The organism is Methylobacterium sp. ap11, from assembly GCF_900110515.1.
Taxonomy (GTDB): Bacteria; Pseudomonadota; Alphaproteobacteria; order Rhizobiales; family Beijerinckiaceae; genus Methylobacterium; species Methylobacterium ajmalii.
Genome location: NZ_FOEB01000014.1, coordinates 145,833 through 158,536, shown reverse-complemented (window position 1 = coordinate 158,536; position 12,704 = coordinate 145,833). Strand labels below are relative to the sequence as shown.

At 72.4% G+C, this 12,704-nt stretch carries 11 protein-coding genes; 1 reads left to right on the top strand and 10 read right to left on the bottom strand.

What is annotated here, in order from left to right; translation table 11 throughout:
- Window positions 1–462 (top strand): aldehyde dehydrogenase family protein (locus tag BMX97_RS20355; RefSeq protein ID WP_143074661.1); only part of this gene is annotated, 462 nt, incomplete at its 5' end.
- A gap of 262 nt (window positions 463–724) precedes the next feature.
- Here BMX97_RS20355 and BMX97_RS20350 read toward each other — a convergent pair.
- From BMX97_RS20350 to infB, 10 genes are all read right to left on the bottom strand, one after another.
- Complete coding sequence (locus BMX97_RS20350; protein ID WP_091753099.1) at window positions 725–1,540, bottom strand: ATP-binding cassette domain-containing protein; 816 nt, start codon at window positions 1,538–1,540, stop codon at window positions 725–727.
- Window positions 1,537–2,376: an ATP-binding cassette domain-containing protein gene (locus BMX97_RS20345; RefSeq protein ID WP_177202288.1), complete on the bottom strand. Its 840-nt coding sequence runs from the start codon at window positions 2,374–2,376 to the stop codon at window positions 1,537–1,539. Before BMX97_RS20345 ends, BMX97_RS20350 begins: the two co-directional genes overlap by 4 nt.
- Entirely contained in the window at window positions 2,376–3,224 is an 849-nt protein-coding gene (locus BMX97_RS20340; protein WP_210187659.1) for an ABC transporter permease, read from the bottom strand. Before BMX97_RS20340 ends, BMX97_RS20345 begins: the two co-directional genes overlap by 1 nt.
- Window positions 3,221–4,165: an ABC transporter permease gene (locus tag BMX97_RS20335; protein WP_091753098.1), complete on the bottom strand. Its 945-nt coding sequence runs from the start codon at window positions 4,163–4,165 to the stop codon at window positions 3,221–3,223. The genes BMX97_RS20340 and BMX97_RS20335 overlap by 4 nt, the downstream gene beginning before the upstream one ends.
- A 326-nt stretch (window positions 4,166–4,491) precedes the next feature.
- On the bottom strand, window positions 4,492–6,027 hold the full coding sequence (locus BMX97_RS20325; protein ID WP_091753096.1) for an ABC transporter substrate-binding protein: 1,536 nt from the start codon (window positions 6,025–6,027) through the stop codon (window positions 4,492–4,494).
- Window positions 6,028–6,151: 124 nt separating this feature from the next.
- The gene (locus tag BMX97_RS20320; protein WP_091753095.1) at window positions 6,152–7,063 is read right to left on the bottom strand and encodes a LysR family transcriptional regulator; all 912 of its coding nucleotides are present in this window, start codon (window positions 7,061–7,063) and stop codon (window positions 6,152–6,154) included.
- 111 nt (window positions 7,064–7,174) lie between these two features.
- Complete coding sequence (locus tag BMX97_RS20315) at window positions 7,175–7,600, bottom strand: acyl-CoA thioesterase (RefSeq protein WP_091753094.1); 426 nt, start codon at window positions 7,598–7,600, stop codon at window positions 7,175–7,177.
- A gap of 12 nt (window positions 7,601–7,612) precedes the next feature.
- A complete protein-coding gene (gene truB / locus BMX97_RS20310; protein ID WP_091753112.1) occupies window positions 7,613–8,710 on the bottom strand; it encodes a tRNA pseudouridine(55) synthase TruB in 1,098 nt (365 codons plus the stop codon).
- Between the two features lie 308 nt (window positions 8,711–9,018).
- Complete coding sequence (gene rbfA, locus BMX97_RS20305) at window positions 9,019–9,429, bottom strand: 30S ribosome-binding factor RbfA (RefSeq protein ID WP_091753093.1); 411 nt, start codon at window positions 9,427–9,429, stop codon at window positions 9,019–9,021.
- Window positions 9,430–9,596: 167 nt separating this feature from the next.
- On the bottom strand, window positions 9,597–12,620 hold the full coding sequence (infB, locus tag BMX97_RS20300) for a translation initiation factor IF-2 (protein ID WP_091753092.1): 3,024 nt from the start codon (window positions 12,618–12,620) through the stop codon (window positions 9,597–9,599).
- Window positions 12,621–12,704: the final 84 nt, after the last annotated feature.

The window sequence follows — 12,704 nt, the reverse complement described above, 5'->3', positions numbered from 1 at the left end:
GAGCTGGTGGTCGACGGGCGGACCCTGAGCCTGCAGGGCTACGAGAACGGGTACTTCGTCGGCGGCACGCTGTTCGACCGGGTGACGCCCGAGATGACGATCTACAAGGAGGAGATCTTCGGGCCGGTGCTGGCGGTGGCGCGTGCGCCCGACTACGCGACGGCGGCGCGGATGATCAACGAGCACGAGTTCGGCAACGGGACGGCGATCTTCACCCGCGACGGCGACGCGGCGCGGGAGTTCGCGCACCAGATCCAGGTCGGGATGGTGGGGATCAACGTGCCGATCCCGGTGCCGATGGCGTTCCACTCGTTCGGGGGCTGGAAGGCGTCGCTGTTTGGCGACCACCACATGCACGGGCCGGAGGGGGTGCGGTTCTACACCCGGCTCAAGACCATCACGACCCGCTGGCCCACCGGCATCCGCGCCGGCGCCGAGTTCGTGATGCCGACGATGAAGTGAGAACCGGCGCCCCTTTCCACCCGGGAAGGGGCGTCCCGCCGGCGGAGCCGGGCCTCATCCGGACCGGGGCGAGGCCGGACGCAGAAAAAAGGCCGCCCCTTGCGAGGCGGCCCGAAGTCAAGGGAGGAAACGCCCAAGAAGGGCAGCACCGCGGCGACGCCATCGCCGCGGTGCGTGAAATCGTTTTCACACGCTGCACCGCACAACGCAAGCGCCGAGGCGACACAGCGGCCATGCGCTCACAGCATATCGTAACGTCATGTCAGGCCCGGCGTCGGCGTTGCCCCAGGGCCGCGAGGGTCGGCTCGGCGGCGAGCAGGGTCCGGGTGTAGTCCTCGCGCGGATGGTCGAGGATCTCGCGCACCGTCCCGGTCTCGACGAGCCGACCGGCCTGCATCACCCCGACCCGGTCGGCGATCTCGTCGACGACGCCGATATTGTGGGTGATGAACAGGACCGTCAGACCGTGCCGGTCGCGCAGGGACAGGATCAGGCGCAGGATCTGGGCCTGGATCGACAGGTCGAGGGCCGAGACCGCCTCGTCGGCGACGACGAGCTTCGGGTTCGTGATCAGCGCCCGGGCGATGGCGATGCGCTGGCGCTGGCCGCCGGAGAATTCGTGGGGGTAGCGCTCGGCGGCTTGCGCCGGCAGCCCGACATCCTCCAGCGCCCGGGCGACCAGGGCGGCGCGGTCGCGGCCCTTCGGCGCGTCGTCGAGGAGGTGGAGCGGCTCGGCGACGATGCGGCCGACCGAGTGGCGCGGGTTGAGCGAGCCGTAGGGATCCTGAAACACCATCTGGAAGTCGCGGCGCTTGCGCGCGAGCGCCTTGGGCGACAGCGCGAACAGGTCGTCGCCGCCGAGCCGCACCGTGCCGCCGGTCGGCCGGTCGAGGGCCATGACGATGCGGGCCAGGGTGGACTTGCCGCAGCCCGATTCGCCCACCACCGCGAAGATACTGCCGGGGGCGACGTCGAGGCTGACGCCGTCGACGGCGCGCAGGGACCGGATGGTGCCGCCGGCCCCGCGCAGGGCGTAGTCGCGGCTGAGATTGTCGATCGCGAGGAGCGGAGCGGTCACCGGGCACCTCCGGCGAGAATGGGTTCGGCGGCGAGGGCGGGTTCGGTGGAAAGCCCCGCCCGGGCCCGGCGCGGCAGCGCGGCGATGAGGTCCTTGGTGTACTGCGCGCTCGGGCGGCGCAGGACCGCCTCGGTCGGACCCGTCTCGACCGCGCGGCCGCGGCACATCACCAGCGTCCGGTCGGTGCTGCGGGCGATCACCCCGAGGTCGTGGCTGATCAGGATCAGCGACAGGCCGAGATCGGCCACCAGGTCGTCGAGGATGTCCAGGATCTCCTTCTGCACCGTGACGTCCAGCGCCGTGGTCGGCTCGTCGGCGATGAGCAGGTCGGGCTTCAGCGCGAGCGCGATCGCGATGCCGACGCGCTGGCGCTGGCCGCCGGACATCTCGTGCGGGTAGCTGTCGATGCGCCGCGCGGGATCGGGGATCCGCACCCGGTCGAGGAGGCGCAGGGCCTCGGCCCGCGCCTCGGCCCGGCCGGTGCCGCGGTGGAGCCGGATGCCCTCCGCGATCTGCTCGCCCGCCGTCATGGCGGGGTTCAACGCGGTCATCGGCTCCTGGAAGATCATGCCGATGCGCCGGCCGCGCACACCGCACAGCTCGCGCTCGCCCATCGCGAGGATGTTCTTCCCCTCGAGCAGGATCTCGCCGGAGGTGCGGGCGCTCTTCGGCAGGAGCCCGATGGTGGCGAGCGACAGCATCGACTTGCCGGAGCCCGATTCGCCGACGATGCCGAGGCTCTCGCCGCGGCCGACCTCGACCGAGACGTCCTCGACGACGCGGGCCTCGCCCCCGGGGCGCGGGAAGGCGATGGAGAGGTTGCGGATCGCGAGCATCAGGAGGCCTGCCGGCGGCGCGGGTCGAGGCGGGCGGCAAGCCCGTCGCCCAGGAGGTTGAGGCCGAGCACCGCGGCCGCGATGGCGAGCCCGGGGGCGAGCGCCAGGTGGGGCGCCTGGAGGAGGTAGGTCTGCGACTCGGCGAGCATCCGCCCCCAGGTCGGGGCCGGCGGCGGCAGGCCGAGGCCGAGGAAGCTCAGGCCCGCCTCGGTCAGGATCGCCATGGCGAGCTGGATCGTGACCTGGACGATGACCTGGGCCGAGATGTTGGGCAGCACGTGCTCGAGCGTGATCCGGGCCGTGCCCTTGCCGGCCATGCGGGCGGCCATGATGTATTCGCGCGCCCAGATCTGCATCGCCGCGCCGCGGGTGACCCGGGCGAAGACCGGGATCATGAACACGCCGATGGCGACGATGGCGGTGAGCGCCCCGGGCCCCAGGAGGGCGCCGAGCATGATCGCCGAGAGGATCGGCGGCAGGGCGAACAGCGCGTCGCAGACCCGCATCAGCACCGCGTCGAGCTTGTGGTTGGCCGCCGCCGCGACGCCGGCCAGCGTGCCGAGCACGGCGCCGACCGCGACCGCCGCGAAGGCGGTGGTGAGCGAGTTGAAGGCGCCGCGCATCAGCATCGAGGCGACGTCGCGCCCGAGCTGGTCGGTGCCCAGCAGCCCCGAGACCAGCGGCCCCTTGAGCTTCTGGAGGATGCGCATCCGGGTCGGGTCCGCGGGCGTCCAGACCAGGGAGGTGAGCGCGATCGCGATGAGGAGCGCCGTCAGGATGCCGCCGACGAGGAGCGGGACGCTGCCGGGGCGCCACCCGCGCCGCATCTTCAAGGCGAGAGCCGTCATGCGCGCCTCCTCAAGCGGGGATCCACGACCGTATAGAGCAGGTCGACCCCGAGATTGACCACGATGACGATGGTGGCGAAGACCATCACGACGTTCTGGATCACGATCAGGTCGCGCTGCGAGAGCGCCTGCCAGGCGAGCCGGCCCATGCCCGGCAGGGTGAACACGTTCTCGACCAGGACCGCGCCGCCGATCAGGAACGAGATCTGCAGGCCCAGCATGGTGATGACCGGCACCAGCGCGTTCGGCACCGCGTGGCGCCACAGGGCGCGGGAGACCGAGGCGCCCTTGGCCCGGGCGGTGCGGACGAAATCCTCGTTCATCACCTCGACCACCGAGGCCCGGGCGACCCGGGTGAGCACCGCCGATTGCGGGATGGCGAGCGCCAGCGCCGGCAGCAGCAGGGCGCGGACGGCCGCCCCGGGCTGGTCCCAGCCCGGAAAGCCGCCGGCCGGCAGCCAGCCGAGGCCGAGCGCCACCACCATGATGAGGAGGAGCCCGATCCAGAAGTTCGGCACCGCGATGCCGGCCTGGGCGTAGAGCGTCGCGGCCCCGTCCGCCACGCCGCCGGGCCGCGCCGCCGCGGTGACGCCGAGCGGCAGGGCGATGCCGACGGCCATGAGCACCGCGAGCCCGGTGAGCGGCAGCGTCACCGCCAGCCGCTCCCGGATCAACGCGCCCACCGGCACGCCGTAGGTGGTGGAGGTCCCCATGTCGCCGACGAAGAGCCCGCCGAGCCAGCGCAAGTAGCGGAGATAGGCCGGCGCATCGAGGCCCATCTGGGCGCGCAGGGCCGCCAGCGTCTCGGGTGTCGCCGAGGTGCCGAGCATCGCCGAGGCCGGGTCTCCCGGCACGATCTCCATCATGCAGAAGACCAGGATGGAGATCAGCACGAAGGTGACCGCGAAGCCGGCGGCGCGGCGGAGGAGGTGCCTCAGCATGGGGTGAACTCGAGCATCGGGGACTTCGCGGTGATCGAACTTGAAGTCGGGGAGAAGACTGCGTCGGCCCATGAGGCGCGGGTTTCCCCCTCTCCCCGCGGGCGGGGAGAGGGCCGCATCCCCCTTGCCGGGGATGCGGCAAGCGTAGGCGAAGCCGGAGCGACGGTGAGGGGGTGTTTCCGAAGAAGCTCCATTCGGCACCTCCCCCTCACCGTCGGCTGCCGCCTCGCTTTGGTGACGACAAGGTCACCAAAGCCCTCTCCCCGCCCGCGGGGAGAGGGGATGCACACGTCCCCCGTGAAACCCACAGGCGACAGGAAGAGCCGTCACTCGGTCCACCGCACCTCGGTGAGGTCGTTCGACGGCACCGGCTCGTTCCGCCAGAACCCCGTGAGCTTGGCCTTCCAGACGCTGAGCTTCGGCAGCACGAACAGGAACAGGGCCGGCACGTCCGCGGCCAGGATCTCCTGCGCCTCGCCGTAGAGCTTCAGCCGCGCGGCCTCGTCGGTCGCCTGGGCGGCTCGCGTCACGACGTCGTTGAAGGCCGGGTTCTTGTAGCCGAAGTAGTACGGATCGTTGGCGTAGATCCCGATATCCATCGGCTCGGCATGCGCGATGACCGTCATGTCGAAGCTGCGGTCGCGCATCACCTCCTGCACCCACTTGGCCGGGAACTCGGTCGGCACGATGGTCATCGTGACGCCGACCTCGGAGAACATCGCCTGCAGGATCTCCGCCGTGCGGGTGGCGTAGGCCATCTGCGGCGACTTGAAGGTGAAGGTCAGGCCCTTGGCGTAGCCGGCCTCCGCCAGCAGCGCCTTGGCCTTCGCCGGGTCGTAGGGGTAGACGCCCGTCAGGTCCTTGTAGCCCGGGTCGTTGGGCGTGTAGTGGCTGCCGATGGCCGCGCCGTAGCCGGAATACGCCCCCTCGATCAGTAGCTTGCGGTCGACCGCCATCATCAGCGCCTGGCGCACGCGCTTGTCGGCGAAGGGCTTTCCGGCGTTGTTCATGCCGGCCACGACCTTCATCTCGGTCAGGCCGGGCACGGCGGTGAAGGCCTTGTCCTTCTGGAACGCGCCGTAGAGCTCGGGGGCCGGCAGCAGCGGGTAGGCATCGACGTCGCCGGCCCGCAGGGCCGCGGCGGCGGCCTGGGGATCGCCGATGAAGCGGAACGTCACCTTGTCGAGATGCACCTTGCGGGCGGCGTCCCAGTGATCGGGGCTGCGCGCCAGCTCGACCCGGTCGCCCTTGCGCCAGGCCACGAAGCGGAACGGCCCGGTGCCGACCGGATTGCTCTTGAGGGTCTCGCGCGACTTCGGCTCGACCATCACGGCCGCCGGCAGGCCGAGCCAGAACAGCAGGTTGCCGGAGGGCTTCGATAGGGTGAGGACGAGGGTCGCGGGGTCCGGCGCCTTGACGTCGGCGATGACCGCGTAGAGCGCCTTCTGCGGGTTGACCGAGCCCGGCGCCCGGATCGCGTCGAGGGCGAACTTCGCCGTCTCGGCGGTGAACGGCTCGCCGTTGTGGAATTTCGCGCCCTGCTGGAGCGCGAAGGTGTAGGTCAGGCCGTCGGGCGAGACGGTCCAGCTCCTGGCGAGCTGCGGCTGCACCTTGCCGTCCCGGTCGACCCGGGTCAGGCCTTCGAACACGTTCTGCCACACCACCTGGCCGATCACGGTGGGCGCGGCGCTGGTCGGGTCGAGGCCGGGCGGCTCCACCGGCATGCCGACGACGAGGTCGGTCCGCGGCGCGGCCTCGGCGCGTCCCGGGAGCCCCAGCATCGCGGCCGCCAGGGCGGCCCCGGCGGCGGCACCGGCCAGCAGGCGGCGGCGCGGGCGGGAGAAGCGCGTGCGTGTGACCATGGAACCCCTCGTTGGCGTCTTCGCCGGCCGCCTCTGCCGGGCGGCCTGGCCGATGCCGCTAGGAGATCAGGATTTTGGGTGTGGCCGCAACAGCGATCTGGTGCGCACCCCGTAGCCGAAACCGCTACACCTCGCGATCTGCGCGGAAATCCGGCATGTGCTGCTCCAGAACCGCCACCAGCTTGGCGGCGGCGAAGGAGAGCGGCCGGTCGCGCAGGTGCGACAGGTCGAGATGGGTACGGATGCGCAGGCCCCGGAACGGCCGCGTCACCAGCGTTCCCGCCGCCGCGTCGCGGCGCACGCTGAAGGGCGGCAGGACCAGGACCGCCCGGCCCCGACGGGCGAGCTCGAGCTGGACCTCGAGGGCGCCGGTGGTGAAGACCGGATCGAGGGCGGGCAGGCCCGCCTCGCGCATCTGGCCGTCGAGGGCCTGGCGCACCCCGAAGGCGGCGTCGGGTACGGCCGTCGGATGGGCGAGGAGGTCGTCAGGACCGACCTGCAGGCGGTCGGCGAGCGGATGGTCGGGCGCCATCACGGCGGCGTGCTCGATGGCGACGCGGCAGCGCGCGACGGTATCGGTCCGGGGCGGCGTGAACAGGGTGACGGCGAGATCCGCCTCCCCCTCCGCCAGGGCCTGCATGCTGCGCCCGACGCTCGCCACCACGACCTCGAAGCGCACGTCCGGGTAGCTCGCGGAAAAGTCCGCCAGCGCCGGCACCAGCAGGCCCGAGGCCGCCGCCCCGCTGGCATAGACCGTGACGCGGCCCGCCCGCAGGCCCTTGAGGTCGTCGATCAGGGTGCGGACGTGGTCGAGCTCGCGCAGCGAGCGGGCCGAGCGCGCGGCGAGCAGCTCGCCGGCGGCGGTGAGGCGGATCCCGGTCGGGTCGCGCTCCACCAGCGGCGCGCCGAAATGGTATTCGAGGTTCTCGATCTGCCGGCTGATCGCGGTCGGCGCGATGCCGAGCTTTTCCGCGGCCCGCCGCATCGAGCCGTGCCGGGCGAGCTCGTTGAAGTAGATCAGGGCCCGCAGCTGCACGGCACGCACCCTCCTGGCGGTCGCGGGCCTCCGATGCGGGCCGCCATCACGGATACGGTGCGCGGGCGCCCGCGTCCACGCGTCCCCTCCCCGGCCGGCAGCGCAAAGGCTTCAGCCCTCCTCGACCACCAGCCCCACTGCCGCCTCCCCGGCCGCGCCGAGCGGCACGGGACGCCGGGTATCCTTCGAGAGCAGCACGCAGATCGATTCCGCCTCGCCCGCCACCGTGTCGCCGGTGAGGATGCGGTGGCGGAAGCCGAGCGAGGTGCGCCCCGCCCGGGCGAGCCAGGTCGCGGTGCGGACCCGGCCCGGGTAGTGCAGCTCCGCCCGGTAGTCGATGACGAAGCGGGCGATGACGAAGAAGGTGTCGGGCGTGAGCGAGGGGGTCAAGTGGGTCGCGAAGAACTGCACCCGGCCGCTCTCGCAGAACGCCGCGAAGACCGCGTTGTTGACGTGGCCGTTGGCGTCCGTGTCGCGGTAGCGCAGGACGTCCTCGCTCCACAGCACCCGCGGATCGGCGTCGATCCCGTTCGTCATCGCGCAAGCCCCTCAGGCGGTCCGGGGCGCGGTGCCGCCGAGGTGGAAGACCCGGTGCGGGACGAGCTCGCCGCGCTCGATGTCGCCGACCGCCACCAGCACGCCGCCACAGGTCGCGTAGGCCTTGCCCTCGGTCGGGGCGTCGCGGCCGCGCAGGATCACCGGCTGTCCGCGCATCAGGCGCATCGCCATGTCGCGGGAGACCGGGACGTGCGGCACCGCCTCGATCAGCGCCGTCTCGACCGGGCGCAGGATCGCCGCGTTGGCCTCGGCGTCGGCCGCCTCGAGGGCCGCGACGGTGCAGGACTGGTCCTCGGTGAAGGGGCCGACGCGGGTGCGGCGCAGGGCCGAGACGTGGCCGTAGCAGCCGAGCGCGCGGCCGAGATCGCGGGCGATGGCGCGGACATAAGTGCCCTTGCCGCACTCGGCCTCGATGACGGTGCGCTCGGGCGTGTGCGCGACGACCGCCAGCCGGTCGATCTGCACCGGCCGGGCGACCAGCTCCACCACCTCGCCGTCGCGGGCGAGGTCGTAGGCGCGCTCGCCCTGGATCTTGATCGCCGAGTAGCGCGGCGGCACCTGCTCGATCGCGCCGACGAAGCGCGGCAGCATCGCCTCGACCTGCTCCTGGGTGGGGCGGTCGTCGGAGGTGGCGACCGGGCGGCCTTCCGCGTCGTCGGTGTCGGTCTCGACGCCCCAGGTGACCGAGAAGACGTAGGCCTTGCGGCCGTCCATCACGAACGGCACGGTCTTGGTCGCCTCGCCCAGCGCGATCGGCAGGATGCCGGAGGCGAGCGGGTCGAGGGTGCCGGCGTGGCCGGCCTTCTTGGCGTTGAGCGCGCGCTTGACCGCCGCGACCGCATGGGTCGAGGTCATGCCGACGCCCTTGTCGAGGATCACCCAGCCGCTGATCTCGCGGCGCTTGGGCCGGTCGCCCGGCGGGCGGCCGCGGCCGCGGGGCCGGTCATGCCGCGGGCGGTCCTGACGCTGGCCCTCGCGCGGACCGTCCTGGCGCAAACCGTCCTGGCGCGGACCATCCTGGCGCGGGGCGTCCTCGCGGGCGGGGCGGGCCGCCTGCGGCGCGGGCTCTGAGGGCTGATCCTCGTGCATCGTCATCTTCCGTATCCGTTCTCGAACGGCGGTCGCCGCGGGACGTGCCGCCCGCTTTGCGCCCAAGCCGATCCTGTGTGGTGTCTCAAGTCGTCGCCGATGAGGCGGTTCACCGGCCCGGTCACCCGTGGGCCGGCAGCCACGTCGCGGGCTCCCCGGCCTCCCCTCGCGGCCGTCGCCGAACCGGTGACCGATTCGGCGGGCGATGCCTAGAGCATTTTCCGACGAAGGGGAAACCGGTTCGTCGCAGAACATGCGACAAAACAAAGACTTGGAGAGCTTTGCGATCGCCGCGATCGTGAAGCGCCCTAGTCCTCGGAATCCGGCTCGGATTCGAGGTCGCGCTGGACCTTGTCGCTGCGCAGGAGCGCGTCGATGCGGGCCGCCTCGTCGAAGGTCTCGTCGCGGCGGAAGCGCAGGTCGGGGGCGAATTTCAGCGCCACCCGGCGGGCCACCTCCTGGCGCAGCACCTTCTTGTTGCGCTCCAGCGCCTCGATCACCGGGCGCTCGTCCTGGCCGCCGAGCGGCATGACGTAGGCGGTGGCGAGCTTGAGGTCGGGCGACATCCGCACCTCCGGTACGGTGATCACGTGCTGGTTCAGCACCGGATCCAAGATGTCGCCGCGGCTCAGCACCTCGGCGAGGGCGTGCCGCACGAGTTCGGCCACGCGCTGCTGGCGCTGCGAGGGGCCTGCGGATTCCTGGGGTTTGCGCACCATCGTCTCTCCGGGCTCGGACCGGGCCGCGGGGCGGCCTCCCGGCCATAGGGGCCCTCGCGGCTGTCATCTGAACCGACGAGCCCGGGACGCTGGCGTCCCGGGCTCGCGGTATCCTTGTCAGGGACCGCCGCCATGACGGCGGACGGCCGATGGCAGCGGGGCTTGCGTCAGAGCGTGCGACGCTCCTCGTGCACGATGTAGCACTCGATCACGTCGCGCGGACGCATGTCCTGGTAGTTCTCGAAAGCCATGCCGCATTCCTGGCCGGACGCCACTTCCTTGGCGTCGTCCTTGAAGCGCTTGAGCTGCGAGAGCTTGCCCTCGTGCACCACCACGTTGTCGCGGATGAGGCGGACATGGGCGCCGCGCTCGACCCGGCCGTCCTCGACCCGGCAACCGGCGATCTTGCCCACCTTCGAGACGTTGAAGATCTCGAGGATGCGCGCCTCGCCCAGGCGCTCCTCGCGGAGCGTCGGCGGGAGCAGGCCCGACATCGCCGCCTTCACGTCATCCACGAGGTCGTAGATGATGTTGTAGTAGCGGATCTCGACGCCCGCGCGCTCGGCGGCCTCGCGGGCCTCCTTGTGGGCGCGGACGTTGAAGCCGAACACGACCGCACCGGAGGCCTGCGCCAGGGTGATGTCCGACTCGGTGATGCCGCCGACACCCGTGTGCAGGATGCGGGCCATCACCTCGTCGTTGCCGAGCTTCTCGAGCGAGCCGGAGATGGCCTCGACCGAGCCCTGCACGTCGCCCTTGATGACGAGCGGGAACTCCTTGCGGCCGGCGCCCTCCTTGAGGTCGCGCATCATGTCCATCAGCGTCCGGCCGGCACCGCTGCCGGTGGCCGCCGCGCGCTCGCGCTTCATGCGGGCGCGGTACTCGGTGACCTCGCGGGCCCGGGCCTCGTTCTCGACCACCGCGACGCGGTCGCCCGCCTCCGGCGTGCCGTTGAAGCCCAGCACCTCGACGGGGACGGACGGCGCCGCCTCCTTGGTGTTGCGGCCGGTATCGTCGACCAGGGCGCGCACGCGGCCCCACTCGGCGCCCGCCACGACGATGTCGCCGGTGCGCAGGGTACCGCGCTCGACGAGCACCGTGGCCACCGGGCCGCGGCCGCGGTCGAGCTTGGCCTCGATCACCGTACCCTCGGCCGACCGCTCGGGGTTGGCGCGCAGGTCCAGGATCTCGGCCTGGAGGGCGAGGCCCTCCAAGAGCTCGTCGAGGCCGTCCTTGGTCTTGGCCGAGACCTCGAACTCGAGGGTCTCGCCGCCCATCGACTCGACCTGGATGTCGTGCTGCAGGAGCTCGGTGCGGACCCGCTGCGGGTTCGCGTCGGGCTTGTCGATCTTGTTGATCGCCACGATCAGCGGCACCTCGGCCGCCTTGGCGTGGGAAATCGCCTCGATCGTCTGGGGCATGACGCCGTCGTCGGCCGCCACCACCAGCACCACGATGTCCGTCACTCGGGCGCCGCGGGCGCGCATCGAGGTGAAGGCCGCGTGGCCGGGGGTGTCGATGAAGGTGATCTTGCCGCCGGACGGCGAGGTCACCTGGTAGGCGCCGATGTGCTGGGTGATGCCGCCCGCCTCGCCGGAGACGACGTTGGCGTTGCGGATCGCGTCGAGCAGCGAGGTCTTGCCGTGGTCGACGTGGCCCATGATGGTCACGACCGGCGGGCGCGGCTGGGTATCGTCGTCGGTGTCGGCCTCGTCGAACAGGCCTTCCTCGACGTCGGACTCCGCGACGCGGCGCACGGTGTGGCCGAGTTCCTCGGCGATGAGCTGCGCCGAATCCGAGTCGATCACGTCGGTGATCTTGTGGATCTGGCCCTGCTTCATCAGCATGCGGATGACGTCGACCGCCCGCTCGCTCATCCGGTTGGCGAGCTCCTGGATGGTGATCGTCTCCGGGATGACCACCTCGCGGGCCAGCTTCTCCTTCTGCTCCACCTGGCGGTGGCCGGTCAGGCGCTGGTTGCGGCGGCGGAACGAGGCGAGCGAACGGGTGCGCTCGTCCTCGCCCGAGGTCGCGGTCGCGATGGTCAGGCGGCCGCGGTTGCGGTCGCCGCCCGGCGACTTCGGCGTCTTGGGCGGGGTGATGACCTTGAGCGGCATGCCGGGACGGCGGATGACCCGCTTGGTCTCGGCCTCCTCCTCGGCAGCGGCCGGACGGGCCGTGGCGGGACGCGCGGCACCGGCGGCGGCGGGCTTCGCCGCGGCGGTGGCGGGCGTCTCGGGCTTCGGCTCGGGCTTGGGCTCGGGCTTCGGCGCCGGGCGCGCCATGAAGTTCAGGTCGCGGGGCTTGCGCGAATCCGCCGTCAGGACGCGGCGCGGCTCCGCCGGCGCGGCCGGACGGGTGATGCCGACGCTCGGGACCGTGCGGGCGGCGCCGGGCACCGCCGAGGCGCGCGCACCGGCCGGGACGGCCGGACGAGCCCCCGCGGCAGCCGCCGGGCGGGCTCCGGCCGCGGCCGGACGGGCACCGGCCGGAGCCGGGCGAGCCGCTGCGGCGGCCGGACGGGCCGCGGCGGCCGGAGCCGCCGGGCGGGCGGCGGCAGGAGCCGCGGCCGCAGGTGCCGGGGCGGCGGCCGGCGCCTCGGGGGCGGCCGGAGCGGCAGCGACCGGGGCAGCGGCAGCAGCGGCGTTGCGGGCCGCATCTTCCTGGTTGCGGCGCTCGGCCTCCTCGGCGGCGCGGCGCTTGCGCGCGTCCTCCTGGCGGCGGCGCTCCTCTTCCTCGTGCTTGCGGGCCTCGGCGGCCTCGCGCTCACGGACCTCGGCGGCCTCGCGCTCGACGCGGCGCTGGGCCTCCTCGGCGGCGCGGCGGCGCTCCTCCTCCTCGCGACGCTTGGCGTCGACGAGGGCGGCCATGCGGGCGCTCTGCTCCTGATCGCTCAGGGTGCGCAGCACGACGCCGGACCGCGCGGCGGCCGGGCGATCCTGGCGCGGCCCGCCCGGACGGCCCTGCCCCTGGGGGGCGGAGCGCGCCTGGCTCGGCGCGGCGTCCCTCGGCGCAGCCGGAGCCGGCGCGCCGCCGGGGCGACGTTTCACCGTCTCGACCACGACCGACTTCGAGCGGCCATGGGAGAAGCTCTGGCGGACCGTACCCTGCTCGATCGGACGCTTCGTCGACAGCGTCTTGGCGGGGCCGGTATGCAACGTCTTGTCGCCCGGATTCTTCGTCTCACTCATTCAGTTCAGACCCTGGGGGTTCTCGTCCGTCCCGGGACCCGGCCTCCCGGCGGCCGCCTCCCATCGTATTCCCGGGAGCGCACC